The organism is Pseudomonas sp. FW305-70 (genome assembly GCF_058783925.1).
This window is the reverse complement of the sequence record NZ_JBYSYZ010000001.1, coordinates 145,267-170,106: the sequence shown is the minus strand read 5'-3', so window position 1 is coordinate 170,106 and position 24,840 is coordinate 145,267. Positions and strand designations below refer to the sequence as shown.

The following is a 24,840-nucleotide window of genomic DNA, read 5'->3' as shown; positions in this document are numbered from 1 at the left end:
CGCGAAGAGGCCGGAACAGCCAGCATAAAAATCAGCAGGCAGACTGATTCAGTCGGTATGCGCCTGGATTTTCCCCAACGCCAGATTCACCGCCAGCCACCCATTCACCGCCGTCTCCCCAGCCTCGGCAAACACCCGCTCCAGCAATTTCACCTGCTCACGCCTCAACGCCTGCTCAAACCGCACACCTTCAGCAGTCAACTCCAGCAACCGCTTACGCTTGTCCGACTCGGACGCGACGCTGTCGACCAGATGCATCTCCAGCAATTGCCGCAACGGCATGTTCAGCGCCTGCTTGCTCACGCCAAGCAAGGCCAGCAATTCCTTGACGCTCAGGTTCGGATAGCGGGCGATGAAAAACACGATGCGTTGATGCACCCGGCTCAGGCCGCGGCGTTCGAGCATTTCATCGGCCTTGGCGGTGAAAGCCTGGTAGCCGAAGAAAAACGCTTCCATGGCTTGCTGTTGGGAAAGCGGGTTTTTAAGGTCAAGCATGTTGACGTATCCATTCGAAGAAGCGTAATTTCGGTCAACAAGTTTGACTCATTTTCCTCATGCCTCGCTACCGGTGATCCCCATGGCTTTTTCCGAACGTGTCTCACGCCTTAAAAGTTCTTTGATCCGTGAAATCCTTGCCGCGGCCCAGCGCCCGCAAGTGATGTCGTTCGCCGGAGGTCTGCCGGCTGAAGCCATGTTGCCGAAGGTCGATTGGGCCGACATGCCGCTTTCCATGGGCCAATACGGCATGAGCGAGGGCGAACCGGCGTTGCGTGAGGCGTTGGCCGCCGAGGCGCGAGCGTTGGGAGTGGCATGTGCGGCAAGTCAGGTACTGGTGGTCAGTGGTTCACAGCAAACCCTGGATCTGGCCGCCAAGCTCTACATCGACAAGGGCACCGAAATCCTGCTCGAAGCGCCGACTTATCTGGCGGCATTGCAGATTTTCCAGCTGTTCGGCGCCGATTGCCTGACCGTGCCGCTGGAGGCTGACGGGCCGAACCTGGCAGAGCTGCGCGCTCGCCTGGAACACCACCACCCGGCCTTCATCTACCTGATCCCGACCTTCCAGAATCCTTCGGCGGTGCGTTACAGCGAAGCCAAACGCGACGCGGTGGCAGCGCTGCTCGATGAGTTCGGCGTCACCCTGATCGAAGACGAGCCTTATCGCGAACTGACTTTCGATGGTGGTAGCGCCACGCCGATTGCCGGTCGCTTGAACAAGGCCAGCTGGATCTATACCGGTACGGTGTCGAAAACCCTGTTGCCAGGTTTGCGCGTTGGCTATCTGATCGCCAGCCCGGATCTGTTTCCCCATCTGTTGAAACTCAAGCAGTCGGCGGACCTGCACACCAACCGGGTTGGCCAGTGGCAGGCACTGCAATGGATCGGAACCGAGAAGTATCAGCAGCATCGCAGTGAACTACGGGATTTTTACCGGGAACGCCGGGATGCGTTCCAGCTGGTGCTGCAAACCCACTTCTGTGATCTGGCGGACTGGAACGAGCCACAGGGCGGGCTGTTTTTCTGGTTGAAACTCAAGCAGCCGCTAGACACTCGAACCTTGCTCAATGCGGCGTTGGCCAAGGATGTGGCGTTCATGCCGGGCGAGCCGTTCTTCCCCGATCCGGACAAGCATCACGGGTATTTGCGGTTGAACTTCAGCCACATTGACCCGGCGCGGCTGGAGGAGGGGCTCAAGCGGCTGGCGGCGGTGGTGCGTCAGGCACAGGCGGCGCAAGCGGCCTGAAAACAAATAAACCGGCGCAAGGGCCGGTTTATTTTTGTCTGAAGTGTTGCGGTGTCTGTGCCGGCCTCTTCGCGAGCAAGCCCGCTCCCACAGAGGGACTGTGGCGTGCACAAAACCTGTGGGAGCGGGCTTGCCCGCGAAGAGGCCATCAGCCTCACCGAAAAAACATCAGGCTGCCGCGAAACGCTTGTCCAGATAATCAATGATCACCTTGGACTCATACATCCAGGTGGTCTGGCCATTCTCTTCGATACGCAGGCACGGCACCTTGATCTTGCCGCCTTGCTCGAGCAAGGTCTGGCGATCCTGTTCGTTGTTCTTCGCATCGCGAAGGGCCACCGGCACGTTCAGGCGGCGCAGGGTGCGGCGAGTCTTCACGCAGAACGGGCAGGCGTGGAATTGATACAGCGTCAGGCCTTTGGCGGCCGCTTCGACCTGGGCCTGAGCCGCGGCGGGGCGCTTTTTCTTGCCTGGGCGCGTGATGAAGTCGATGAAGATGATCAGTTGGCCAAGGCCGACACGAAGCGCTTTTACGAACACGTTGAAAGCCTCACGGTGCAAATGAAGAAGGGCGCGCAGCTTACCTGATTTTTCACGGACGAAAAAAAACCGGCGATGAGTGCCGGTTTTCTTCGTGCCGCGAATTACTTGATGAGGCTGAGGAATTCGCTGCGGGTCGCGGCGTTCTCACGGAACTCACCGAGCATCACCGAGGTGATCATCGTCGAATTCTGCTTCTCCACACCGCGCATCATCATGCACATGTGCTTGGCCTCGATCACCACCGCAACGCCCAGGGCGCCGGTGACCTGCTGGACCGCGTCGGCGATCTGGCGGCTGAGGTTTTCCTGGATCTGCAGGCGACGGGCGTACATATCAACGATCCGCGCCACCTTCGACAGGCCCAGGACCTTGCCGCTCGGGATGTAGGCAACGTGCGCCTTGCCGATGAACGGCAGCAGGTGGTGTTCGCACAACGAGTACAACTCGATGTCCTTGACCAGCACCATTTCGCTGTTGTCGGAGCTGAACAGGGCACCGTTGGTGACCTCTTCCAGTGTCTGTTCATAGCCGCGGCAGAGGTACTGCATGGCTTTGGCGGCACGTTTTGGCGTGTCGAGCAGGCCTTCGCGGGAAACGTCCTCGCCGAGCTGGCCGAGGATCGCCGTGTAATTCTGTTCCAGGGACATGAAACTACCTGTGGGATTTTACGCAAAGGGCAAGGGTACGGTGACGGACACGACGCTGCAAGCGTGGCGCATCAGCTTTACTCGTCGCGACCTTCCATCATGGTGCGTTTGAGCATCACATAGACCGCCCCGGCACCGCCGTGTTTGGCCTGGCACGAGGTGAAGCCGAGCACCTGTGGATGCTGGCGCAGCCAGGTGTTGACGTGGCTTTTGATCATCGGCCGCTTGCCGTCCAGGCGTACCGCCTTGCCATGGGTGACGCGCACGCAGCGGATTTCGAATCTGGTTGCTTCGGCGAGGAACGCCCAGAGGGTTTCCCGGGCCTTTTCCACGCTCATGCCGTGCAGGTCGAGGCTGCCTTCGAATGGAATCTGACCGATCTTGAGCTTGCGCATCTGGCTTTCTTGCACGCCATCGCGGGCCCACATCAGCTCGTCTTCAGGGCCGACGTCGATGACGAACTGATCGGACAGACCGTCAACGGTGGTGGCATCGGTGCGCACGGTGGCCGCTTGACGCAGCTTGGCAATCTGCGCACGGTCACTCTTGGGTTTGCCGGTTTCGGCGCGATCGTGCTTGATCGGCTTGACGCCTTGGATCGCGCTTTTGAACAGGGAAAAATCGTCGTCTTGCATGTCAGCCTCCGCGAAGGGCGGCCAGTTTACCCAACTCGAAGCGAATCGGGCGCGACAAAAACGCGCGCGGCGCTTGGCTCAGTCGTGTTTTTTCATCAGGTGCGGGGACATGGCCAGTTCCCGCGACTGCCGCGAGCGACGGCGGCAACGGCGCCACAGCCAGACACCGAGGTACAGCACGAACAAGCCAATGGCCAGGATCACGGCAGCACCGGTGCGGCTGGTGTTCAGTTCACCCAGGGCAGGTACGTGGCCGAACAGGCTGGCGGCACCGGCCATGGCGAGCAACACGCCGCACATCGCCAGCAATGCCGCGAACGTCGCGCCGATTCGAAAACGCCAGTTGCGTTGGCCTTTGGGCCGCAAGCGGCGAGCGTCAAAACCATCGGATAACTTCATTCCGACCTTCCTCAATGGGTATCGGCCCTTCGACCGGGAGTTGACCGGGATGTTCCTGAGGCTAAGACAATTACGGCAAATGAGAGGTTTTTGCGGATGAGCGGCGCTCCAGGCCGCTCATTGAGCGTCGATCAGATCAGTTCACAGGTCAGCGCGAGGGTGGCGAAGTTGTCGCCCATGATCGCCATTTCGGTCTGATGAACATGCGCTGCGCTCAGGACACCGCCCTTGTAGGGCAAGTCGCGTGTGGCGCAGGCGTCTTCGATGAGCGTGCAGCGGAAGCCCAGGTTCTTCGCGGCGCGCACCGTGGTGCTGACGCTCGAGTGACTCATGAAGCCGCATACGATCAGGTCGAGGGCGCCGAGGTCCTCCAGGCGTTTGGCCAGTTCGGTACCGTGGAACGCGCTCGGCAGCAATTTGCCGATGATGGTTTCGTCGCTCTGTGGCTCAAGGCCCGGAATGAATTCACCACCGACGCCTTGCGGGTTGAACATGCCACCGAGCGTGCCGAGGTGGCGCACATGCACGATCGGCCGGCCGGCGGCACGGGCCGCGGCGAGTAACTGCTTGATGTTCGCGACGGCCTCATCCATGCCGCTGAGGGCCAGCGGCCCGCTCAAATACTCTTTCTGGGCATCGATGATGATAAGGGTCGCATGACTCAGTTTGGCTGCCGGATAACCGCGACCGCTGAGTTGAAACATCGTTTTTGGAACGGACATTCTGGGGCTCCTTGGAGTGGGGCTTTTGCGCCATTGTCCTCTGGCTGAGCGGTTCTGTGAATCGCTACGATCGTAGGTGCCGTGGTTGCTGGCCTCTAGCCTTGTCAATAGTCACGTTTTGTTCAATAGCCTGGCGAAAAAACGGATAACTCCTACATTTGAGTCGGTCGTTTTCCTGCGTCGTCGTGGCGCCGTTTGACTGGTAGAATCGCCCGTCGATTTTTCTGGAGTTTGCCGTCGTGATCACTTCCCGCCTTCGCACCCTGCGTGACCATATCCGTTGGGCCGTCAGCCGCTTCCATGGGGAGGATCTGTTTTTCGGCCATGGCACCGACAATGCCTGGGACGAAGCCCGTCAACTGGTGCTGGGCGCGCTGCACCTGCCGTGGGAAATCGCCGACAGCTACCTCGACTGCAATCTTGAAGAAGACGAAGTGGTTCACCTGCAGCTGCTGCTCAAGCGCCGCATCGAAGAGCGCGTGCCAACGGCCTACCTGCTGGGCGAGGCCTGGTTCTGCGGCATGTCGTTCATCGTCGATCAGCGTGTGTTGATCCCGCGTTCGCCGATTGGCGAGTTGATCGAAAACCGTTTTACCCCGTGGCTGGCCAACGAGCCGGCGCGGATTCTCGACCTGTGCACCGGCTCCGGTTGCATCGGCATCGCTTGCGCCTACGAGTTCCAGCATGCCGAAGTGGTGTTGGCGGACCTGTCGTTCGAAGCGCTGGAAGTGGCCAACCAGAACATCGAGCGTCACGGTGTCGATGAGCGCGTGTACACGGTGCAGGGTGACGGTTTCGAGGGCTTGCCGGGACAACGTTTCGACCTGATCGTGTCGAACCCGCCCTACGTCGATTCGGAAGATTTCGCCGACATGCCGGACGAATACCAGCACGAACCGGAATTGGGCCTGGCGTGCGGCGATGACGGTTTGAACCTGGTGCGTCGCATGCTTGCCGAAGCGGCGGATCATCTGACCGAGAAAGGCTTGCTGATTGTCGAAGTGGGCAACAGCCAGGTGCACGTCGAGGCGTTGTACCCGGAAGTCGACTTCGCCTGGCTGGAGTTCGAGCGCGGTGGTCACGGTGTGTTCATGCTGAGCGCGCAGCAGTGCCGGGAGCATCAGGCGTTGTTCGCTTCCCGCGTTTGACCCTTGTAGGAGCGAGCTTGCTCGCGATGGAGGTTAACGATGACGCGCTTATTCTGGATAAACGCGTCGCCCTCAAGTCCATCGCGAGCAAGCTCGCTCCTACAAAGTACGAGTGCGCCGCGCGCTCAAAATTTTAACGGTGCGTGGCAATCCAGATCAGCAACCCCGCCTGAAACACCGCAAACGCCACCAGGCACGTAATGGTGAAACGCAGCCCGGCGTCTTCGCGTTTGTATTTGCTGACCTTCTCTTCGTGTTTCTTGAGTTTGACTTCCTGCTCGGCCAGGTTCTGCTCGGCTTGCTGGAGCATCTGTGCCGCCTCGAGAATCTCCACGACCTGCAGTTTTTCGCTGTTCCAGTCCCCCGCGAGGTCGCCGACCTTGACTGCTTTGACGCTGCCTTTCAAATGCTGGGCATCGGCATACACCACGTCGAAACCGTGCACGCGCAAAAAATGATCGCGGCGCAGGCGGGTGTCTTCGTTGAGCGCTTCCTTGTTGTTCAGGTCAAAGCCGTCGACGGTGTAGGTGGGCCAGCGCTTCTTCGCCCAGTTGATGCCCTGGGCGATCATGAATCGGCCGATGCCGCGGTTCAGCGGTTCGACCTGCAAACCGCTTTCCGGTCCGAAATGCACGCGCTTTTCGGCGTGATCGACCCACACATCCAGATGATTCTGCTCCTTGCGCACGCGTTGGGCGGGCAGGGTGATGCTCATGCGCATCAGGCTGCGCGCCTTGTCGTTGCGCTCGGCATAGCCGAACTCGACAAAGCGCAATGGGCGCCCGCCTGTATTGCGATCAGTCTTCAGCGGTGCCAGACGGAGCATCTTGTGGTGCTCGACGTGGACGTCCGCCCAGGGCAGCTCGACCGCTGGCGGTGCTTCTGTTTCAGCGGGGTTGTCGGGTGAAGTCTGGGTGTCAGTCATAACGGCGAGATCCTGTCCAAGCTCAGCTTGTTGCCAACCAATGTGTTGGCGACAAAGGCTTATCGGCCGTTTTTCCCAAGACTGGAGGGTAGGAGGTGTTATCAACTATTTTTCACGCCGTGAAAACGGGTTGATAACACCCCCAGTAGCGCTTAACTGGTGCGAAGTCCGTCGATAAACCCAAGGATTCGCGTGCCCAGTTCCGCCGCCAGAGGCAATTGCGGGTCCTTATAGGAAGCCAGCTGGCGTTTGACGTCGTTGGGCACGATGCGCATGACGTGGTTCATGCCCTCGATCAGGGCCAGTTCGGCGTCCGGTTTGGCGGCCTTGAGCAGCCTGGCGTCATTGACGCCGACCTGGATGTCGTTGCTGCCCTGGATGATCAGCGCTGGCATCTTCAACCTGGCAAACGCTGCAGCCGGTTCCTGGCGGAACAGGGAAATCAGGTACGGCTGCACGCTCGGACGGAAAATGGCCTGCAAGGGGGGCGGCACATTGTCATCGGGCTTCCCGGCCTTGAGGCTGTCGAGCAACTCATTACTGCGCAGTAATAACGGCGGTGGCAGGCGATTGCCCAGTTGCTGGCGGATCACCTGATCGACCGGTCGCGCGCTACCCGAGACGGAAATCACCGCATCGGCGTCGATGGTTGGCGCGGCCAGGCTGGCGATCAAGGCGCCTTCGCTGTGTCCGAGCACGATCAGTTTGCCGAAACGCGGATCAGTCTTGAGCTTCTGGCCCCAGGCCTCGGCGTCGGAAACGTACGCGTCGACCGTCAGATTGCGTTCGTCCGGCGTCGCGGCCAGGCTTGCTGCAACACCGCGTTTGTCGTAACGCACACTGGCGATGTTGTGTTTGGCCAGCACCCAGGCCAGGCGCTTGAGGCTGTCGTTACGTCCGCCGTCAGGGTTGTTGCCGTCGCGATCCGTAGGGCCGGAGCCGGAAATGATCAGGACAACGGGTACCGGGTTGTCGGACTTGGGCAGCAGCAAAGAGCCGAAAAGCTCGCCGGTGCCGGTGTCCAACGTGATCGGCCGTTGCAGGACAGTCGCCTGGGCGAAGCCGGAAATCAGGGTAAGGCTCAAGGCTAGAACTCGCAGCATCATCACGCCATCATCAAGAAGATGCCGGTTGGACTCACAGGCACCCATAAGGTTCGAGGATGAACTACTTGGGTAGCCTGCGTATACTGGCGCGCATTACGTATTCAGGTTCATTTCACGGAGCGTCCTGCATGTCCGGCAATACCTACGGCAAGCTGTTCACTGTCACCACCGCGGGCGAAAGCCATGGCCCGGCGTTGGTCGCCATTGTCGATGGCTGCCCGCCGGGCCTGGAGATATCCCTGGAGGATCTGCAGCGTGACCTGGACCGCCGCAAGCCCGGCACCAGTCGCCATACCACCCAGCGCCAGGAAGCCGACGAAGTCGAAATTCTCTCTGGCGTGTTCGAAGGTCGCACCACGGGTTGCGCCATCGGTTTGTTGATTCGCAACACCGACCAGAAGTCCAAGGACTACTCGGCGATCAAGGATCTGTTCCGCCCGGCCCACGCCGACTACACCTACCACCACAAATACGGCGAGCGCGACTACCGCGGTGGCGGTCGCAGCTCGGCCCGTGAAACCGCGATGCGCGTCGCGGCCGGTGCGATTGCGAAAAAATACCTGGCCAGCCAGGGCATCGTGATTCGCGGCTACATGAGCCAGCTCGGGCCGATTGAAATCCCGTTCAAGACCTGGGAATCGGTCGAGCAGAACGCCTTCTTCAGCCCGGACCCGGATAAAGTGCCGGAACTGGAAGCCTACATGGACCAGTTGCGCCGCGACCAGGATTCGGTCGGCGCGAAAATCACCGTGGTGGCCGAAGGTGTGATGCCAGGCCTGGGCGAACCGATCTTCGACCGTCTCGATGCCGAACTGGCCCATGCGCTGATGAGCATCAATGCGGTCAAAGGTGTGGAAATCGGCGCCGGTTTCGCCAGCGTCGCCCAGCGCGGCACCGAGCATCGCGATGAAATGACCCCGCAAGGTTTTCTCAGCAACAACGCCGGCGGCATTCTCGGCGGTATTTCCTCCGGTCAGCCTATCGTTGCGCATCTGGCGCTGAAGCCGACGTCGAGCATCACCACGCCGGGCCGTTCCATCGACATCCATGGCAACCCGGTGGAAGTGATCACCAAGGGCCGTCACGACCCGTGCGTCGGTATCCGTGCCACGCCGATCGCCGAGGCGATGATGGCCATCGTGCTGATGGATCATCTGCTGCGTCACCGTGGGCAGAACGCCGATGTGCGTGTGAGCACGCCGGTGCTGGGTCAGCTGTAAATGGCTGACCTCCTGGTCGCGGCCGTCTGATGGCGACTGCGGCGCTCCCGTACTGGCGGCTCTCCAGTTTCTATCTGTTCTATTTCGCCTTGCTCGGTTCGACAGCGCCGTTTCTGGCGCTGTATTTCGATCATCTGGGATTCAGCGCCGCACGCATCGGCGAACTGGTGGCGATCCCGATGCTGATGCGCTGCGTGGCGCCGAACATCTGGGGCTGGCTGGGCGACTTCACGGGGCAGCGGCTGGCCATCGTGCGTTTTGGCGCGGTGTGCACGCTGCTGACCTTCTCGCTGATTTTCGTCAGCAAGACCTACGCCTGGCTGGCGATGGTCATGGCCTTGCATGCGTTCTTCTGGCACGCGGTGTTGCCGCAGTTCGAAGTCATCACCCTGGCGCACTTGCAGGGGCAGACCGCGCGCTACAGCCAGATTCGTCTGTGGGGATCGATCGGTTTCATCATCACCGTGGTCGCGCTGGGCCGGCTGTTCGAATGGCTGAGCCTCGACATCTACCCCGCGGCGCTGGTGCTGATCCTGGCCGGCATCGTCCTCAGCAGCCTGTGGGTGCCCAATGCCCAGCCGACGCCGGGCAACCGGGTAGCGGGGGAAGGATTCCTCAAGCAGCTGCGCAGCCCCGGTGTATTGGCGTTTTACGCCTGCGTGGCGCTGATGCAGATGAGCCATGGGCCGTATTACACGTTTCTGACCCTGCACCTCGAACGGCTGGGTTACAGCCGCGGCGTGATCGGCATGCTCTGGGCGGTCGGCGTGGTCGCCGAAGTACTGATGTTTCTGGCCATGAGCCGGATACTCGCGCGCGTCTCGCTGCGCCGGGTGCTGATGGCCAGCTTTCTGCTGGCGGCGTTGCGCTGGCTGTTGCTGGGCTCGCTGGCGGAGTTTCTCTGGGTGCTGTTGTTTGCCCAGGTGTTGCACGCGGCGACATTCGGCAGCTTTCACGCCGCTGCCATTCAATTCGTGCAACGTAGCTTCGGTGCGCGCCAGCAAGGTCAGGGTCAGGCCCTGTACGCCGCCCTGGCCGGCACTGGTGGCGCAATGGGCGCCTTGTATTCCGGCTACAGCTGGAACGCCCTTGGCGCCTCATTGACCTTTAGTATTGCCAGCCTCGCAGCGCTCGCGGCTGCCGTTATCATTGCCACATGTATGCAAGAGGACAGGCCATGAGCCTTACCCGTGAACACCTCGCCCAGGAAATCATCGACGCCGGGCGTTTTCTCTATGGCCGCGGTTGGTCGCCGGCCACCAGCAGCAATTACTCGACCCGTCTGTCGCCGACCGAAGCCTTGCTGACCGTCTCCGGCAAGCACAAGGGCCAGTTGGGCATGGACGACGTGCTGGCCACCGACCTGTCAGGCAATAGCCTGGAGCCGGGCAAGAAGCCGTCCGCCGAAACCCTGCTGCACACTCAGCTTTACAGCTGGCGGCCCGAGATCGGCGCGGTGCTGCACACCCATTCGGTGAATGCCACCGTACTGTCACGCCTGACGCCGCAAGACTTCATCGAATTCGAAGACTACGAACTGCAAAAAGCCTTCAGCGGTGTGACGACCCACGAGTCCCGGGTGCGTGTGCCGATTTTCGACAACGATCAGGACATTGCGCGCCTGGCCGCCAAGGTGCAGCCTTGGCTGGACGCCCATCCCGATTGCGTCGGCTACCTGATTCGCGGCCATGGCCTGTACACCTGGGGTGCGCGCATGAGCGATGCCCTGCGGCAGATCGAGGCCTTTGAATTTTTGTTCGAGTGCGAGTTGAAGATGCGCTCGCTCTTGAACGTTAAAGCATGAACCGTTAAGGAGTTGCCCTGATGAGCAGCCTGTCCGTTTATCACGTCTCCAGCCCTGAAATCCCCAACAAGGTGCTGACCCATTTCGAAGACATCGCCTCGACCCTGGCTGAACAAGGCGTGCGCTTCGACCGTTGGCAAGCCGCCACCCGGCTTCAGCCGGGCGCCACTCAGGAAGAAGTGATTGGCGCCTATCAAGCGCAAATCGACCAGCTGATGACCGAGCGCGGTTACATCACAGTCGATGTGATCAGCCTCAACAGCGATCACCCGCAAAAAGCCGAACTGCGCGCCAAGTTCCTCAACGAACACCGCCATGGCGAAGACGAAGTGCGATTTTTCGTCGCCGGCCGTGGCCTGTTTACCCTGCACATCGACGATTACGTCTACGCCGTGCTGTGCGAGAAAAACGATCTGATCTCGGTGCCGGCCGGTACCAAACACTGGTTCGACATGGGCGAGCACCCGCATTTCATTGCAATCCGCCTGTTCAACAACCCGGAAGGCTGGGTGGCCAATTTCACCGGTGAAGACATCGCCAGCCAATTCCCGCGTCTGGAGGACTGAGTCGATGCCGATCAAAGCGATTCTCACCGACATCGAAGGCACCACCAGCGCGGTGAGTTTTGTCTTCGACGTGCTGTTTCCCTATGCCGCCAAACACCTGCCGGCGTTTGTTCGTCAGCAGGCCGGGCGCGCTGACGTCGCCGAACAACTGGCCGCCGTACGCCGCGACAGCAATGAGCCGGACGCCGACGTCGAACGGGTCGTCGAGATCCTGTTGGGCTGGATTGCCGAAGACCGCAAGGCCACGCCGTTGAAAGCGTTGCAGGGCATGGTCTGGGAGCAGGGCTATCAGGCCGGAGAGTTGCAGGGCCACGTGTACCCGGACGCCGTCGAAGCGCTCAAGCGCTGGCATCAGGATGGCTTTCAACTGTTTGTTTATTCGTCCGGCTCTATCCAGGCCCAGCGGCTGATCTTCGGCTGTTCGGTGGCGGGGGACCTGACGCCGCTGTTCAGCGGCTACTTCGATACGACTTCGGGGCCAAAGCGCGAGGCGCAGTCCTACGCCAACATCACCCAGGTGATCAACCTCGAGGCGGGGCAGATTCTGTTTCTGTCGGATATCGTCGAAGAGCTCGACGCGGCGCGCGCGGCAGGAATGGCCACTTGCGGCCTGGCTCGCGAAGGTGGGGAGCTGGCGGGGCATGTCACCGTGGACAGTTTTGCGCGGATCGATCCCGCTAATTTCTAAACGCCACAAACCCCTGTGGGAGCGGGCTTGCTCGCGAAAGCGGTGTACCAGTCAACGTTGATGTTGACTGACACTCCCTCTTCGCGAGCAAGCCCGCTCCCACATTGTTTTTACAGCGAGTGATAAGTCGGCAAGGCAAACCGTTGCTGGCTTTGCAGCAAGGAAATCTGCGGCAGTTCACTGGCTTGTTCGGCGAGGTCGCGGCGAATCGCACTGATGACCCACGTCAGTTGGTCGCCGTTGTGCAATTGCTGGTAGGAAATCGAGCGTTTGAACTCTTTGCCTTCGCCGCCGCTCAGGGTCAGCAGGATCCCGCCGTCAGGACGGGCCTGGGTGGTGACCTTGTAGTTGGAGAACAGGGACGTAAATTTTTCCTGGATCAGGCTCATGTCGTTCAGCTCCGTGATGACTTGAATGGCGTGGAGAGACCGTTGCAGCCTTTGTGCCAGTGTTTTTATTTGAGAAATATCAATAAAAATCAATGGCTTACTGTTTCTTGTGATTTTTGCATTCGTGCAATCTGCATGAATGGCCATCGTGCATCCTGCATTTTGCGAGGTCGCTCGGCGATTCGATGGAACCATTGTTCATGGCAGGGTTCACGCGGGGCATCGTATCGACCGTGGATCAAGATCGCGGATCAAGATCGCGGATACAAAACATTTCAAAAACCGCGTGTACAGCTCAAGAACCGTTGACGTATTTTCGGCCTCAGACATCGCCGCCCGACAATAAAAAAACAGCGAACGGGAGCATCATGAGCCGCACGTCGAACGACACGATTACCTGGGGCATGATGCTCCGCAAGCTGCCTTCCATCGCTAAAGCCATCCCCCGGGTGGTCAAGGGCATGAAGGCCGCCAACGTCAAGGACCCGACCCAGGCGTGTGGTTTGGGCTGGAGTTTCGAACAAGCCACATTGCGCAACCCGGATGGCCCGGCGCTGTTGCAGGACGACGTCACGCTCAGTTACTGCGAGGTCAACCAGTGGGCCAACCGCATCGCCCATCACCTGATCGGCCAAGGTATCGGCAAGGGCGACGTGGTGGCGGTCTTCATCGAGAACCGCCCGGAACTGCTGGTGACGATTCTGGCGGTGGCCAAGGTCGGCGCGATCAGTGCCTTGCTCAATACCTCGCAGACCCGCGATACCCTGGTGCACAGTGTGAATCTGGTGGCGCCGGTGGCGATCGTTGTCGGTGAGGAGCTGGTTCCGGCGTATCTGGCGATACGAGATCGGGTGGCGATCCAGTCTGCCCGAACCTGGTTCGTCGCCGATCAGGACACCTCTCGCCAACCGGGTATCGCGCCTGAAGGGTTCATCAACCTGATGACTGTCAGCCTCGACGACGCCTGCGATAATCCGGCCAGCAGCCGGCAGATTTTCTTCGACGATCCCTGCTTTTATATCTACACCTCGGGCACCACGGGGCTGCCCAAGGCCGGCGTGTTCAAGCATGGCCGCTGGATGCGCAGCTGCGCGAGCTTCGGCATGATCGCGCTGGACATGCGCCCGGAGGATGTCGTCTATTGCACCTTGCCGCTGTACCACGCCACGGGCCTTTGCGTGTGCTGGGGCTCGGCCGTCAGTGGTGCCAGCGGGTTCGCCATCCGCCGCAAATTCAGCGCCAGTCAATTCTGGAGCGACGTACGCAAATACCAGGCAACCACCATCGGTTATGTCGGCGAACTGTGCCGCTACCTGGTCGATCAACCACCGAGCGCCAACGACAGCCGGCACGATGTGAAGAAGATGATCGGCAACGGCCTGCGTCCCGGCGCCTGGAACGAGTTCAAGACCCGCTTTGCGGTGAATCACATCTGCGAACTCTATGCCGCCAGCGACGGCAATATCGGGTTCACCAACATTCTCAATTTCGACAACACCATAGGTTTTTCCCTGATGTCCTGGGAACTGGTCGCGTACGACCACGACAGCGGGGCGCCGATTCGTCAGGCCAATGGGCTGATGCGCAAGGTCGCCAAGGGCGAGCAAGGGTTGTTGCTGGCAAAAATCGACGACAAGGCTCCGCTGGACGGTTACACCGACCCGCAGAAAACCGCCAGGGTCGTGCTTGAGGATGTGTTCGATAAGGGTGACCGCTACTTCAACACCGGCGACCTGTTGCGCAACATCGGCTTTGGTCATGCGCAGTTTGTCGACCGCCTGGGCGACACCTACCGCTGGAAGGGGGAAAACGTGTCGACCACGGAGGTCGAGAACATCCTCCTGCGGCACCCGCATATTTCCGAAGCCGTGGCCTACGGCGTGGAAATCCGCAACACCAATGGCCGGGCCGGGATGGCCGCGATCACGCCCGCCGAATCCCTGGCCACCCTGGACTTCAGCGAATTGCTGGCCTTTGCCCGTGAGCAAATGCCGGCTTATGCGGTGCCATTGTTCCTGCGGGTGAAAGTGAAAATGGAAACCACCGGGACGTTCAAGTATCAGAAGACCCGGCTCAAGGACGAAGCCTTCGACCCGGGTAGAACCGGTGATGATCCGATCTATGCCTGGCTGCCGGGAACCCAGACTTACGTGCAGGTCACGGAGCAATTGTTGTCCGACATTCACGGCGGCAAGTACCGCTATTGAATCTGGCTATGGCCGCCCATGAGAAAAAACAAGTGACAGTGCCGGGACCGCTCGGGAAACTGTCGGCTTTTACGAATGACAGAAAAGGGAGTGCCCAATGTCAGACAAAAGCCGCCAGATGACCCCCGAAGAAGCCGCCAAATTTGCCGAACAGGTATTCAACAAGGCACGGGAGGGCGATGCGGCGATGATGGCCGCGCTGCTGACCAAGGGTTTGCCGCCGAACCTGCGTAACCACAAGGGCGATACCTTGCTGATGCTGGCCGCGTACCACGGTCATGTGGACACGGTGAAAGTCCTGCTGGAGCACAAGGCCGACCCGGAGATCCGCAACGACAACGGCCAGAGCCCGATTGCCGGCGCCGCCTTCAAGGGCGACCTGGCGGTGATCAAGGCCTTGGTCGAGGGCGGCGCGCAGGTTGAAGGCTCATCCTTCGATGGCCGCACGGCGCTGATGATGGCGGCGATGTTCAACCGCGTCGAAGTGGTCGACTACCTGATCAGCAAGGGGGCCGACCCGCAGGCCAAGGACGCCAATGGCATCACTGCGCTGGAGGCTGCCAGGACCATGGGGGCTGCCGATACGGTTGCGCAACTGGAAAAACTGCTGGGCTGACGTTGAACCCTTTGGCGAGGGAGCTTTTGTGGCGAGGGGGCTTGCCCCCGTTCGGCTGCGAAGCAGTCGTAAAGTCAGCATATGCGGTCTTTCTGATGTACCCCCAATTGAATGTTTCGGGGCCGCTTCGCGACCCAACGGGGGCAAGCCCCCTCGCCACAGGTCCGCATTTCCCTCATTAATGCGCTATCCTTCGCGCCCTCAAAATCCCCCTCGCTACAGGATCCTCCCCATGAAAGCCGCACTCGTCGAACTCATCAGCAAAATCAGCTCCGGGTGCATGGGCGAAGACGAAATCCTCAAGGTCGCAGACGAAGCGGCCCAGGCCTACGCCGATCCGCAGGCTTTTCTGAGCGCCAATCCGGACATCAACTACGACGAAACCTTCCCGATCCCGTTGGGTGAATGGGTGGTGGTCGGCAGCCTGCCGGAAACGGTGCTGTTCCAGGCTGACACCTACATGGACCTGTTCGCGCAGATCGTCGCCTCGTTCGGCCCGGGCGTGGAATTCAATCTCAAGCCCAAGCAACTGGCCAAGACCGAAGCCTTGACCGCGCTCAACCGCATCCAGGTGCAAATGAGCAGCCTGAACAAGGAAAACGGGGGCTACACGCTGATGAACTTCAGCCAGTTGCTCGATGACGAATTGCAGGTGGTGCTGGTGTACGGCAATGACGTGCCCCGCGTGCTGCAATTGTGCGCAGAAGCCGGCATCGCAGCCGCGCCCGCCCTGGAAGCCCTGAAAGTGGCGATTCACGTCTGATAGCCAAATACTGTCAAATCAAAGGGAACCCTCACGACGACTGTCTATCCTAAGAGGGCAAATCACTCTTCAGGAGCGTCACCATGGGTTCCACGTTCAACAGCCTGGTTGCCTTGATCATTTTTGTCCTGGACATCTGGGCCATCATCAACGTATTCAAAAGTAGTGCCGGGACCGGGATGAAAGTCCTCTGGGTACTGTTGATCGCACTGTTACCGGTGCTGGGGCTGATCATTTGGGCTATCGCCGGGCCGCGGGGCAACGTACGGGCCTGAACAAGCGGCACTGAACCTGTGGGAGCGGGCTTGCTCGCGAAAGCGGTGAGTCAGTCAACATCGATAGTGACTGGCACTACGCCTTCGCGAGCAAGCCCGTCCCACAGGATTGTGGCAAGTCGAACAAGTGAGGTTCGACCTGTCATGTTCCGCAACGTAGAATGCGCGCCTTTCCCGGTCATTCGAGACAAACGAATGGCCATCATGGGCGGGTAACCGTCCGTTGCCACCCGCATTCATCGGAGCACTTCCCATGAGCATCACCCCGACCAGCGACTACCTGGAAACCCTCTACGAAGGCTACGGCCAGCGTTTTCGCATGGAAAAACTGCTGCACGAAGTGCGCACCGAACACCAGCACCTGGTGATCTTCGAGAACCCGCGCATGGGTCGCGTGATGGCGCTGGACGGCGTGATCCAGACCACCGAAGCCGACGAATTCATCTATCACGAAATGCTGACCCACGTACCGATCCTCGCCCACGGCACCGCCAAGCGCGTGCTGATCATCGGCGGCGGCGACGGCGGCATGTTGCGTGAAGTGGCCAAGCACCGCAGTGTCGAGCACATCACCATGGTCGAGATCGACGGCACCGTGGTCGACATGTGCAAGGAATTCCTGCCGAATCACTCCAAGGGTGCATTCGACGATCCACGCCTGAACCTGGTGATCGACGACGGCATGCGTTTCGTCGCCACCACCACTGAAAAGTTCGACGTGATCATTTCCGACTCCACTGACCCGATCGGGCCGGGCGAAGTGCTGTTCTCGGAAAACTTTTACCAGGCTTGCCACCGCTGCCTGAACGAAGGCGGCATCCTGGTGACCCAGAACGGCACGCCGTTCATGCAGATCGAAGAAGTGAAGACGACCGCCGGTCGCCTGCGCAGCCTGTTCCCGGACTGGCACTTCTACCAGGCCGCTGTGCCGACCTACATCGGCGGCTCGATGACCTTCGCCTGGGGCGCGACCGATGCCGCTTATCGCAAGTTGTCCCGCGAAACCCTGCAACAGCGTTTCACGGGCAGCGGCATCGTCACGCGCTACTACAATCCTGAAATCCACATCGGCGCGTTCGCCCTGCCGCAATACGTGTTGCAGGCAGTGAACAAGCCAAGCAACGACTGATTGGATGAAATGCAACACCTGTGGGAGCGGGCTTGCTCGCGAAAGCGGTGTATCAGTTAGCAATTCTGTCAACTGACACACCTTATTCGCGAGCAAGCCCGCTCACACATTGAATTGCGGCAGAACAGGCGGAACAATTAGCCAGCTAACAAGGTCGAGATAAAGGTAAGCCCATCCATGGGTTTTATCGAGGAGGCATCAATGCCAAAGTGGAAAATCACTTTCGTGGATGATCATGGCGAAACCGTTAACGAGGTCTTTGAGTGCGATGAGTGCCCGGACAACGAGCGTGCCGCCAAGCTCATCAAGTCCCGGCTTCTTCCTGTCGCTGCCGAACTGGATCTGAACGATCTGGAAGGGCGGACCGCCGATGCGAGCGTCAAAGAGCTCAAGTCCCAGAACAGCATTGAAATCCTCGGCATTACTGCAATCTGAACGACACCTGTCGCATTCACATCCAGGCCTTGGCAGAGGCTCTATCTTGAGGCTACTCTGCAAGCGAGATCAGCGAATGAATCGCTAAGGTCTGGTCTTGTCAGCTCCATGCTTGTTTCCCGCCGGCACATCGTTTGCCGTCGCTCGCGCTGTTCGGTTGCGGGTGAGGGAGTACGGAAAGTCTATCCATCGTTTTGAGGAGGACGTTTCATGAGCACAGCCTATCAAGAAGACATCAGCAGCAGCGTGTTGCGCCGCATGAAAGAAGGCGGTTTTGACTTTTCGCGGTTTCATCCCATCGAGTTCTACGCCATTTTCCCGGACGAGGAGCGGGCACGCAGGGCGGCAGGTCATTTCCACCGTGGTGAATCTCTGGATGCGCAAGTCAGTGTGCGCGACGATGGCGCCTGGGCGCTGGAGTTGTGCAAAGTCATGTATGCCACCTACGACGACATCGGCGATTTCGAACAGGGTTTCGAAGCGGTTGTCGAGCCGTTGGGCGGCATCATCGAAGGCTGGGGTGTGAAACAGGAGGTACGAGGGCGACTCGCATAGGCTTATGAACAGTGACAACCGGTATTGACGGCTGACCTTCGGGTTGGCCGTTTTCATTTTGGTCTGTAGGAGCTGCCGAAGGCTGCGATCTTTTGATCTTGTTTCAAGAAGGCAAAAAAAACCGCCTGAGCAGGCGGCTAAAAGGGAAGTTCGGTGGGCTTTTCAGCGAATGCCTGGATTATCCGCACCTGTTACCGGGCAGTGAAATCAACTCTGGCTATGCTGGTGATAGGCGATAACCACGCCTTGCAATGAAGCGGGGGCGATCAGATTGGAGCATTTGCCGCACAGGAATGGTGCGGTACTTGCGCGTTGATTATCCAACTGATTGATATCAAAGCGTTTATGCCGCTGGCACGGGCCTTGCGAAGGTCTGGACGTCCGAGTGACAAGGAGTACGGCATGATCCGCACCTATTTTGATGAGATGTACGATGCCGGCGGCCAGGTCCGCCCGCATTATCGGGAGTTTGCCCGTTGGCTGGCCGAGACGCCTGACGAGCTTCTGGCACAACGGCGACGCGAGGCCGATCTGTTGTTTCATCGCGCCGGGATTACCTTCACGCTCTATGGGGACGAGCAGGGCACAGAGCGCCTGATTCCTTTCGACACCATCCCCCGCAGTATCCCCGCCAGTGAATGGCGGGTCGTCGAGCGCGGGTGCATCCAGCGGGTCAAGGCGTTGAACATGTTCCTCGCCGACCTGTATCACGAGCAACGCATCATCAAGGCCGGCATCATTCCGGCCGAGCAGGTGCTGGCCAACGAGCAGTACCAGTTGGCGATGCAGGGGCTGGACCTGCACCGCGATATCTACTCGCACATCTCAGGTGTCGACCTGGTGCGCGACGGTGACGGCACCTACTACGTGCTCGAAGACAATCTGCGCACACCGAGCGGCGTCAGCTACATGCTCGAAGACCGCAAGATGATGATGCGCCTGTTCCCCGAACTGTTCGCGGCGCAACGCATCGCGCCCATCGACCATTACCCGAACCTGTTGCTCGATACCCTGAAAAGCTCCAGCCCCATCGACAACCCTAGCGTGGTGGTGCTGACCCCCGGTCGCTTCAACAGCGCGTTCTTTGAGCATGCGTTTCTGGCGCGGGAAATGGGTGTGGAACTGGTGGAAGGCGCGGACCTGTTCGTGCGTGACGACAAGGTCTTCATGCGCACCACCGACGGGCCGAAAGCGGTCGACGTGATCTATCGTCGCCTCGACGACGCCTTCCTCGATCCGCTGGCCTTCAACCCGGAATCGATGCTCGGTGTGCCGGGGCTGCTGTCGTCCTACCGTTCCGGCAACGTGGTGTTGGCCAATGCCATCGGCACGGGGGTGGCAGACGACAAATCGGTGTATCCGTTCGTGACCGACATGATCCGTTTCTACCTCGATGAAGAACCGATCCTGAAGAACGTGCCGACCTGGCAGTGCCGAAATCCGTCTGAGCTGTCCCATGTGCTGGCCAATCTTCCAGAACTGGTGGTCAAGGAAACCCAAGGCTCCGGCGGTTACGGAATGCTGGTGGGGCCGGCCGCGACGGCGGCGGAAATCGAAGCCTTCCGCGCGCGCATCATCGCCAAGCCCCATGCCTATATCGCACAACCCACGCTGTCGCTGTCGACCTGTCCGACCTTTGTCGAAAACGGCATCGCGCCACGCCACATCGACTTGCGGCCGTTTGTCCTGTCGGGTCGCGAGACCCGGGTGGTGCCCGGCGGCTTGACCCGTGTCGCCCTGCGCGAAGGCTCCCTGGTGGTCAACTCCTCCCAGGGCGGCGGAACCAAGGACACCTGGGTGGTCGAGGATTAAAGGAAGCCTGCCATGTTAAGTAGAACTGCCTCGGATTTGTATTGGATGTCGCGTTACCTGGAGCGGGCGGAAAACCTCGCACGGATGCTCGACATCAGCTATTCGCTGTCGTTGATGCCGCAAGACGGCCGTGGCGACGGTTTGCACGAATTGGCCATGCCACTGTTGATCACCGGCACCCTGGACGATTACCTGGAACGCCATGGCGAACTGCATGCCGAACGGCTGCTGCATTTCTTCGCCCTGGATGCGGCCAACCCGGCGAGCATCTACAGCTGCCTCGGTGCCGCACGGGCCAGCGCCCATGCGGTGCGTGGGCGCATCACCGCCGACATGTGGGAAAACATCAATGCCACCTGGCTGGAGATTCGCGGCATCGCCGAACAGGGCCTCAGTCGCTACGGCATGAGCCGTTTCTGCGAGTGGATCAAGGAGCGTTCCCACCTGTTCCGGGGCGCGTCCTACGGCACCATCATGCGCAACGATGCGTTTCGCTTCATTCGTCTGGGGACCTTCATCGAGCGGGCGGACAACACCTTGCGCCTGCTCGATGCCCGCTACGAAATGGCCGGCGACCAGGCCGAAGCGGTCAGCGATGGCACTGCTCACGCGTATTACCAGTGGAGCGCGTTGTTGCGGGCGTTGTCATCGTTCGAGGCCTACACGGAAATCTACCGCGACGCCCCTGGCGCCCGGCATGTTGCCGAATTGCTGTTGCTGCGCGCCGATGTACCGCGTTCCCTGCGCGCCTGCACCGAAGAAATCGACCAGATCCTCGCACAATTGCCGGGGGCCAACGGTCGTCCTGCACAGCGCCTGGCGGCAGAAATGGATGCACGCCTGCGCTACACCGGCATCCATGAAATTCTCGAAGAAGGCCTGCACGCCTGGCTGACCGAGTTCATCCCGCTGGTGCGCCAGTTGGGTAACGCGATTCACAGTTCTTATCTGGAGGCGGCATGAGACTTTCCATTAGCCACGAGACCACCTATCACTACGAAGACAAGGTGCGGGCGAGCATCCAGTATCTGCGGCTGACGCCCCACGACAGCGAGCGCCAGCACGTGCTCAGCTGGGAGCTCGACCTGCCGCGTCCGGTGCGGGCGCAACTCGATCCGTTCGGCAATATTCTGCATGTGCTGACCATGGATGAGCCTCACGAGGCGATCATCATCGGTGCCCGCGGCCAGGTCGATATCGATGAGTGGCGTGAGGCCGAACACGAAAGCCAGTCGGCACTGCCGTTTCTGCGATTCACCCGTTTGACTGAAGCTGATGCCGCCCTGCGTGCGTTCGCCGAGAAGGCGTGCAAGCAACGCCGCGACCGCACGGCGTTGATCGATCTGATGCATGGACTCAACCAGCATATGACCTACACGCCCGGTTCCACGGAAGTGGACACCAGCGCGGCCCAGGCCTTTGCCGGACGCTCCGGCGTCTGTCAGGACCATACCCATGCGTTTCTTGCCTGCACCCGCAGCCTGGGCATTCCTGCACGTTATGTGTCGGGCTATCTGTACAGCGAAAGCAGCGAACACCTGGCCAGCCACGCCTGGGCCGAAGCCTGGCTGGATGACGCCTGGTACAGCTTCGACGTGACCAACGAACTGGCCCGGCCGGAGCGTCACCTGAAACTGGCCGTGGGCCTGGATTACCTGGATGCCTGCCCGGTACGCGGGATGCGCCGGGGCGGCGGGTGTGAGCAGATGCACGCGAAGGTGCTGGTCTCACCGACGCCCGCGCCGGTTATTTCAGTGCAACAACAGTAGAATCGGGGATACCGCTTCGCGAGCAAGCCCGCTCCCACAGGGGGAACGCATTCCAATGTGGGAGCGGGCTTGCTCGCGAAGACGCCGGTCCATGCAGCACAAGAATCAGGGCTTGATTTTGCGCCCGACCATATGCTGCAAATACCCCACCAGCATCCCCAGATCCCCATCCGGCAACACCTCGGCCGAGAACCCGGGCATCTTCGCCTGCGGCCACTGACGCAAACTCTGTGGATCGCGAATGTAGCGCTTGAGGAAGTCCGCGCCGAAGTACTCGGTCGGGCTGTATGGAATATTCAGGTCCGGCCCGAACTGCGCATCCCCGGCACCATTGAGTCGATGGCACGCCAGGCAGTTCTTCTGGAACAACACAAAACCCTTGTTCACCGGATCATCGGCCTTCAAGGACGGATCGGGCAGCAGGGCAGGAAAACGCTCGGCCACGGGCGCCAGGCGCTTGATGCTCGCCACCTGGAACGGCCATTGCTCCGGGCTGATGTTACCGGCCTGCGGATCGGTCCAGACCAGGTAGAACGGCCCGGCACCCGGCTTGCCTTCCGATAGCGCTGGCCACGGTTTGGCCGGGTCTTCAATTGCCAGCCAGGCCCGCGCCCCTTGGGTATTGAGCAGCGGCGCCGCGGCCATTTCGGCGGCAAAGCCATCCAGGGCCACGGCTTGCAGGTGGTCGTCAGGCTGGATGCCGGTCAGCAGGGCGGACAGAGGCACGGCGCGGTAGCTCATGTCCCGTTTGTAGGAAACGTCGTTGCTGATGTTGAGGGTTTGCACCTGAGGATGCTTGAGCAATTCCTCCGTCTGCCAGGTGCGACTGTTCGCGCCCAGATCCAGATTCAGCTGTGCGGCCAAAAGGGGCGAGCCGAACAGCAGGGCCCCGAGCAGAATAAGCATTTTCAAAGTGATCGCCGTCCATGTCGTGGAAGTGCCATGAAGGTTGGCACAGCCACGCTGGCCCGGGAAGCGGGCCAGTCACATTTTGATAGTGGCAATTCAAAAACTGTGACGCCGTATCTTTCAGACGCGACTAGCCGATGACCTTTGTCAGGTTTGGCAGTATCAACAACAGCGTGGTGGCAAAAAGGATGAGCCCGGCTTGACGTACTTTCGATTGTTTGAACATGGCTTGACCGCCTTTATTGTTATTTCCTGATGCCTGCCTGCATATCTCCATGTTGGCAGCGCGTTGCACTTCCTGTAATGACGAGCGCCTCGGCAAAACCCGACGACAACTTCGTACAAGTTCACCTTAGAGCCCGCGCCGCGCTTGGTTTAGATCCATTTCGTATGGTTAAGTTACGATTAGCTTTAAAAAAGGTATGAGGCCTATTGCCAGCTTCTTTGCCGCCCGTTGGCTAGACAGCTTGGTATCCTGAATCGGTTAATCCGATCGTTGACGACCGTCCGTCTGAGCGTGTGCGTCAACATCTATGAGCGCTGCGGTCATTGAATCAAACGCGACTCGGGCCAAGAGTGAGCGCTCTGCATTTACTCTCCTGCACTGCGGTTCGAGGACGTCATGACCCAAGCATTGATTTTCGACGCGTTACGCACGCCCCGTGGCAAAGGCAAGGCCGACGGCGCCTTGCACAGTGTCAAGCCGGTGAACCTGGTGGCCGGTTTGCTCACTGCGCTGCAGCAGCGCACGGCGCTGGACACCAGCCAGGTCGATGACGTGGTGCTCGGCTGCGTGACGCCGATTGGCGATCAAGGTTCTGACATCGCCAAAACCGCCGCCCAGGTGGCCGATTGGGATGTCAGTGTGGCGGGGGTACAAATCAACCGTTTCTGCGCTTCGGGGCTGGAGGCGGTCAACCTCGGCGCAATGAAAGTGCGTTCCGGCTTCGAGGATCTGGTGGTGGTCGGTGGTGTCGAGTCGATGTCACGGGTGCCGATGGGCAGCGATGGCGGCGCCTGGGCGCTGGACCCGGCGACCAACCTGCACAGCCATTTCACGCCGCAAGGGGTGGGTGCCGATCTGATCGCCACCCTTGAAGGTTTCAGCCGTCAGGACGTCGATGCCTATGCCCTGCATTCCCAGCAGAAGGCAGCGCGGGCGCGGGCCGACGGTTCGTTCAACAAGTCGCTGGTGCCGGTGCAGGACCAGAACGGCATCATCCTGCTCGATCATGATGAGTTCATCCGCGCCGAATCGACCCTGGAAGGCCTGGGCAAGCTCAAGCCGAGTTTCGAGATGATGGGGCAGATGGGGTTCGATGCCACCGCGCTGCGGGTCTACAGCCATGTCGAACGGATCAATCATGTTCACACCCCCGGCAACAGCTCCGGGATTGTCGATGGTGCGGCGCTGATGCTCATCGGCTCCGAAGCCAAGGGCCGGGAGCTGGGGCTGCAGCCCCGGGCGCGGATTGTCGCCACGGCGGTCACCAGTACCGACCCGACCATCATGCTCACCGGCCCCGCGCCGGCGACCCGCAAGGCGTTGGCCAAGGCCGGGCTGCGGGTCGAAGACATCGACCTGTTCGAGGTCAACGAGGCGTTCGCTTCGGTGGTGTTGAAATTCATCAAGGACATGGCGGTCGACCCGGACAAGGTCAATGTCAACGGCGGTTCCATCGCCATGGGCCACCCGCTGGGCGCCACCGGTTGCGCCATTCTCGGCACGCTGCTGGATGAACTGGAAGCCCGACGCCTGCGTTATGGCCTCGCGACCCTGTGTGTCGGCGGCGGCATGGGCATTGCCACCATCATCGAACGCCTCTGAGCCCGG

Annotated in this window: 27 protein-coding genes and 1 pseudogene; 18 read left to right on the top strand and 10 right to left on the bottom strand. The window is 60.1% G+C overall.

Features of this window, described 5'->3' with window-relative positions; genetic code table 11:
* Positions 1-48: 48 nt before the first annotated feature.
* Positions 49-495, bottom strand: coding sequence for a MarR family winged helix-turn-helix transcriptional regulator (locus tag AC3WN7_RS00800; RefSeq protein WP_102673298.1), 447 nt, complete (start codon positions 493-495; stop codon positions 49-51).
* 82 nt (positions 496-577) lie between these two features.
* On the opposite strand from AC3WN7_RS00800, the gene AC3WN7_RS00795 reads away from it, so the two are divergent.
* Positions 578-1,744 (top strand): aminotransferase-like domain-containing protein, encoded by a 1,167-nt coding sequence (locus AC3WN7_RS00795; RefSeq protein ID WP_102673297.1) that lies wholly within the window; start codon positions 578-580, stop codon positions 1,742-1,744.
* A 168-nt stretch (positions 1,745-1,912) separates the two neighbouring features.
* Here the strand turns inward: AC3WN7_RS00795 and AC3WN7_RS00790 are convergent, their stop codons facing one another.
* The 5 genes from AC3WN7_RS00790 to AC3WN7_RS00770 all read right to left on the bottom strand — a co-directional run bounded on the left by AC3WN7_RS00790 (position 1,913) and on the right by AC3WN7_RS00770 (position 4,690).
* Complete coding sequence (locus AC3WN7_RS00790) at positions 1,913-2,284, bottom strand: glutathione S-transferase N-terminal domain-containing protein (protein ID WP_007988133.1); 372 nt, start codon at positions 2,282-2,284, stop codon at positions 1,913-1,915.
* A 104-nt stretch (positions 2,285-2,388) separates the two neighbouring features.
* Complete coding sequence (gene folE, locus AC3WN7_RS00785; protein WP_007988130.1) at positions 2,389-2,934, bottom strand: GTP cyclohydrolase I FolE; 546 nt, start codon at positions 2,932-2,934, stop codon at positions 2,389-2,391.
* 77 nt (positions 2,935-3,011) lie between these two features.
* Positions 3,012-3,569 (bottom strand): Smr/MutS family protein, encoded by a 558-nt coding sequence (locus AC3WN7_RS00780; protein ID WP_095964020.1) that lies wholly within the window; start codon positions 3,567-3,569, stop codon positions 3,012-3,014.
* 78 nt (positions 3,570-3,647) lie between these two features.
* A complete protein-coding gene (locus AC3WN7_RS00775; RefSeq protein WP_015096113.1) occupies positions 3,648-3,968 on the bottom strand; it encodes a hypothetical protein in 321 nt (106 codons plus the stop codon).
* Between the two features lie 131 nt (positions 3,969-4,099).
* Positions 4,100-4,690 (bottom strand): cysteine hydrolase family protein, encoded by a 591-nt coding sequence (locus AC3WN7_RS00770; protein ID WP_007974909.1) that lies wholly within the window; start codon positions 4,688-4,690, stop codon positions 4,100-4,102.
* Between the two features lie 239 nt (positions 4,691-4,929).
* On the opposite strand from AC3WN7_RS00770, the gene prmB reads away from it, so the two are divergent.
* A complete protein-coding gene (gene prmB, locus AC3WN7_RS00765; protein ID WP_095964021.1) occupies positions 4,930-5,838 on the top strand; it encodes a 50S ribosomal protein L3 N(5)-glutamine methyltransferase in 909 nt (302 codons plus the stop codon).
* Between the two features lie 133 nt (positions 5,839-5,971).
* Here prmB and AC3WN7_RS00760 read toward each other — a convergent pair whose 3' ends face one another.
* A complete protein-coding gene (locus tag AC3WN7_RS00760; protein ID WP_102673296.1) occupies positions 5,972-6,763 on the bottom strand; it encodes a hypothetical protein in 792 nt (263 codons plus the stop codon).
* Between the two features lie 152 nt (positions 6,764-6,915).
* A complete protein-coding gene (locus tag AC3WN7_RS00755) occupies positions 6,916-7,914 on the bottom strand; it encodes an alpha/beta hydrolase (protein ID WP_095964023.1) in 999 nt (332 codons plus the stop codon).
* An 83-nt stretch (positions 7,915-7,997) separates the two neighbouring features.
* Between AC3WN7_RS00755 and aroC the strand changes: the two genes are divergently transcribed.
* From aroC to mtnC, 5 genes are read left to right on the top strand one after another with little or no spacing between them, the layout of a single operon-like run.
* Positions 7,998-9,089, top strand: coding sequence for a chorismate synthase (gene aroC / locus AC3WN7_RS00750; protein ID WP_085716874.1), 1,092 nt, complete (start codon positions 7,998-8,000; stop codon positions 9,087-9,089).
* Positions 9,090-9,118: 29 nt separating this feature from the next.
* Positions 9,119-10,270, top strand: a complete 1,152-nt coding sequence (locus AC3WN7_RS00745) for an MFS transporter (RefSeq protein WP_102673295.1) — start codon at positions 9,119-9,121, stop codon at positions 10,268-10,270.
* A complete protein-coding gene (locus AC3WN7_RS00740) occupies positions 10,267-10,893 on the top strand; it encodes a methylthioribulose 1-phosphate dehydratase (protein ID WP_095964025.1) in 627 nt (208 codons plus the stop codon). The genes AC3WN7_RS00745 and AC3WN7_RS00740 overlap by 4 nt, the downstream gene beginning before the upstream one ends.
* Positions 10,894-10,913: 20 nt before the next feature.
* Complete coding sequence (locus AC3WN7_RS00735) at positions 10,914-11,459, top strand: 1,2-dihydroxy-3-keto-5-methylthiopentene dioxygenase (protein WP_007974895.1); 546 nt, start codon at positions 10,914-10,916, stop codon at positions 11,457-11,459.
* Positions 11,460-11,463: 4 nt separating this feature from the next.
* The gene (gene mtnC, locus AC3WN7_RS00730; protein ID WP_102673294.1) at positions 11,464-12,147 is read left to right on the top strand and encodes an acireductone synthase; all 684 of its coding nucleotides are present in this window, start codon (positions 11,464-11,466) and stop codon (positions 12,145-12,147) included.
* A 110-nt stretch (positions 12,148-12,257) separates the two neighbouring features.
* Here mtnC and AC3WN7_RS00725 read toward each other — a convergent pair whose 3' ends face one another.
* The gene (locus AC3WN7_RS00725) at positions 12,258-12,536 is read right to left on the bottom strand and encodes a DUF3509 domain-containing protein (RefSeq protein ID WP_095964027.1); all 279 of its coding nucleotides are present in this window, start codon (positions 12,534-12,536) and stop codon (positions 12,258-12,260) included.
* Positions 12,537-12,904: 368 nt separating this feature from the next.
* Here AC3WN7_RS00725 and AC3WN7_RS00720 point away from each other — a divergent pair, with 368 nt between their 5' ends.
* The 10 genes from AC3WN7_RS00720 to AC3WN7_RS00675 all read left to right on the top strand — a co-directional run bounded on the left by AC3WN7_RS00720 (position 12,905) and on the right by AC3WN7_RS00675 (position 22,097).
* Complete coding sequence (locus AC3WN7_RS00720) at positions 12,905-14,743, top strand: long-chain-acyl-CoA synthetase (RefSeq protein ID WP_095964028.1); 1,839 nt, start codon at positions 12,905-12,907, stop codon at positions 14,741-14,743.
* A gap of 97 nt (positions 14,744-14,840) precedes the next feature.
* A complete protein-coding gene (locus AC3WN7_RS00715; RefSeq protein WP_102673293.1) occupies positions 14,841-15,359 on the top strand; it encodes an ankyrin repeat domain-containing protein in 519 nt (172 codons plus the stop codon).
* A 232-nt stretch (positions 15,360-15,591) separates the two neighbouring features.
* Positions 15,592-16,122, top strand: coding sequence for a hypothetical protein (locus AC3WN7_RS00710; protein ID WP_102673292.1), 531 nt, complete (start codon positions 15,592-15,594; stop codon positions 16,120-16,122).
* Between the two features lie 83 nt (positions 16,123-16,205).
* Positions 16,206-16,397 carry a PLD nuclease N-terminal domain-containing protein gene (locus AC3WN7_RS00705; RefSeq protein ID WP_095964030.1) on the top strand — a complete coding sequence of 64 codons (192 nt, stop codon included), beginning with the start codon at positions 16,206-16,208 and terminating at the stop codon, positions 16,395-16,397.
* 253 nt (positions 16,398-16,650) lie between these two features.
* Positions 16,651-17,526, top strand: a complete 876-nt coding sequence (gene speE, locus AC3WN7_RS00700) for a polyamine aminopropyltransferase (protein WP_095964031.1) — start codon at positions 16,651-16,653, stop codon at positions 17,524-17,526.
* A 201-nt stretch (positions 17,527-17,727) separates the two neighbouring features.
* Positions 17,728-17,961: a hypothetical protein gene (locus AC3WN7_RS00695; protein ID WP_102673291.1), complete on the top strand. Its 234-nt coding sequence runs from the start codon at positions 17,728-17,730 to the stop codon at positions 17,959-17,961.
* A gap of 210 nt (positions 17,962-18,171) precedes the next feature.
* Positions 18,172-18,516: a ribonuclease E inhibitor RraB gene (locus tag AC3WN7_RS00690; RefSeq protein ID WP_007971898.1), complete on the top strand. Its 345-nt coding sequence runs from the start codon at positions 18,172-18,174 to the stop codon at positions 18,514-18,516.
* Between the two features lie 402 nt (positions 18,517-18,918).
* Positions 18,919-20,328 (top strand): circularly permuted type 2 ATP-grasp protein, encoded by a 1,410-nt coding sequence (locus tag AC3WN7_RS00685; RefSeq protein WP_007971899.1) that lies wholly within the window; start codon positions 18,919-18,921, stop codon positions 20,326-20,328.
* Positions 20,329-20,340: 12 nt separating this feature from the next.
* Positions 20,341-21,291, top strand: coding sequence for an alpha-E domain-containing protein (locus AC3WN7_RS00680; RefSeq protein ID WP_007971901.1), 951 nt, complete (start codon positions 20,341-20,343; stop codon positions 21,289-21,291).
* Positions 21,288-22,097: a transglutaminase family protein gene (locus AC3WN7_RS00675; protein ID WP_095964033.1), complete on the top strand. Its 810-nt coding sequence runs from the start codon at positions 21,288-21,290 to the stop codon at positions 22,095-22,097. Before AC3WN7_RS00680 ends, AC3WN7_RS00675 begins: the two co-directional genes overlap by 4 nt.
* 105 nt (positions 22,098-22,202) lie before the next feature.
* Here the strand turns inward: AC3WN7_RS00675 and AC3WN7_RS00670 are convergent.
* Positions 22,203-23,025: pseudogene (locus AC3WN7_RS00670) on the bottom strand (c-type cytochrome).
* A gap of 603 nt (positions 23,026-23,628) precedes the next feature.
* Here AC3WN7_RS00670 and AC3WN7_RS00665 point away from each other — a divergent pair.
* Positions 23,629-24,834, top strand: coding sequence for an acetyl-CoA C-acetyltransferase (locus AC3WN7_RS00665; protein WP_102673289.1), 1,206 nt, complete (start codon positions 23,629-23,631; stop codon positions 24,832-24,834).
* Positions 24,835-24,840 lie beyond the last annotated feature (6 nt).

What these genes read in the sequence shown, in the direction of transcription:
- AC3WN7_RS00715 (WP_102673293.1), top strand. Translation starts at nt 14,841, where the DNA reads ATGTCAGACAAAAGCCGCCAGATGACCCCCGAAGAAGCCGCCAAATTT.
- AC3WN7_RS00690 (WP_007971898.1), top strand. Translation starts at nt 18,172, where the DNA reads ATGAGCACAGCCTATCAAGAAGACATCAGCAGCAGCGTGTTGCGCCGC.
- AC3WN7_RS00735 (WP_007974895.1), top strand. Translation starts at nt 10,914, where the DNA reads ATGAGCAGCCTGTCCGTTTATCACGTCTCCAGCCCTGAAATCCCCAAC.
- AC3WN7_RS00760 (WP_102673296.1), bottom strand. Translation starts at nt 6,763, where the DNA reads ATGACTGACACCCAGACTTCACCCGACAACCCCGCTGAAACAGAAGCA.
- AC3WN7_RS00675 (WP_095964033.1), top strand. Translation starts at nt 21,288, where the DNA reads ATGAGACTTTCCATTAGCCACGAGACCACCTATCACTACGAAGACAAG.
- aroC (WP_085716874.1), top strand. Translation starts at nt 7,998, where the DNA reads ATGTCCGGCAATACCTACGGCAAGCTGTTCACTGTCACCACCGCGGGC.
- mtnC (WP_102673294.1), top strand. Translation starts at nt 11,464, where the DNA reads ATGCCGATCAAAGCGATTCTCACCGACATCGAAGGCACCACCAGCGCG.
- AC3WN7_RS00725 (WP_095964027.1), bottom strand. Translation starts at nt 12,536, where the DNA reads ATGAGCCTGATCCAGGAAAAATTTACGTCCCTGTTCTCCAACTACAAG.
- AC3WN7_RS00740 (WP_095964025.1), top strand. Translation starts at nt 10,267, where the DNA reads ATGAGCCTTACCCGTGAACACCTCGCCCAGGAAATCATCGACGCCGGG.
- AC3WN7_RS00705 (WP_095964030.1), top strand. Translation starts at nt 16,206, where the DNA reads ATGGGTTCCACGTTCAACAGCCTGGTTGCCTTGATCATTTTTGTCCTG.
- speE (WP_095964031.1), top strand. Translation starts at nt 16,651, where the DNA reads ATGAGCATCACCCCGACCAGCGACTACCTGGAAACCCTCTACGAAGGC.
- AC3WN7_RS00800 (WP_102673298.1), bottom strand. Translation starts at nt 495, where the DNA reads ATGCTTGACCTTAAAAACCCGCTTTCCCAACAGCAAGCCATGGAAGCG.
- folE (WP_007988130.1), bottom strand. Translation starts at nt 2,934, where the DNA reads ATGTCCCTGGAACAGAATTACACGGCGATCCTCGGCCAGCTCGGCGAG.
- AC3WN7_RS00710 (WP_102673292.1), top strand. Translation starts at nt 15,592, where the DNA reads ATGAAAGCCGCACTCGTCGAACTCATCAGCAAAATCAGCTCCGGGTGC.
- AC3WN7_RS00680 (WP_007971901.1), top strand. Translation starts at nt 20,341, where the DNA reads ATGTTAAGTAGAACTGCCTCGGATTTGTATTGGATGTCGCGTTACCTG.
- AC3WN7_RS00720 (WP_095964028.1), top strand. Translation starts at nt 12,905, where the DNA reads ATGAGCCGCACGTCGAACGACACGATTACCTGGGGCATGATGCTCCGC.
- AC3WN7_RS00665 (WP_102673289.1), top strand. Translation starts at nt 23,629, where the DNA reads ATGACCCAAGCATTGATTTTCGACGCGTTACGCACGCCCCGTGGCAAA.
- AC3WN7_RS00775 (WP_015096113.1), bottom strand. Translation starts at nt 3,968, where the DNA reads ATGAAGTTATCCGATGGTTTTGACGCTCGCCGCTTGCGGCCCAAAGGC.
- AC3WN7_RS00685 (WP_007971899.1), top strand. Translation starts at nt 18,919, where the DNA reads ATGATCCGCACCTATTTTGATGAGATGTACGATGCCGGCGGCCAGGTC.
- AC3WN7_RS00770 (WP_007974909.1), bottom strand. Translation starts at nt 4,690, where the DNA reads ATGTCCGTTCCAAAAACGATGTTTCAACTCAGCGGTCGCGGTTATCCG.
- AC3WN7_RS00745 (WP_102673295.1), top strand. Translation starts at nt 9,119, where the DNA reads ATGGCGACTGCGGCGCTCCCGTACTGGCGGCTCTCCAGTTTCTATCTG.
- AC3WN7_RS00755 (WP_095964023.1), bottom strand. Translation starts at nt 7,914, where the DNA reads ATGGGTGCCTGTGAGTCCAACCGGCATCTTCTTGATGATGGCGTGATG.
- AC3WN7_RS00780 (WP_095964020.1), bottom strand. Translation starts at nt 3,569, where the DNA reads ATGCAAGACGACGATTTTTCCCTGTTCAAAAGCGCGATCCAAGGCGTC.
- AC3WN7_RS00795 (WP_102673297.1), top strand. Translation starts at nt 578, where the DNA reads ATGGCTTTTTCCGAACGTGTCTCACGCCTTAAAAGTTCTTTGATCCGT.
- AC3WN7_RS00695 (WP_102673291.1), top strand. Translation starts at nt 17,728, where the DNA reads ATGCCAAAGTGGAAAATCACTTTCGTGGATGATCATGGCGAAACCGTT.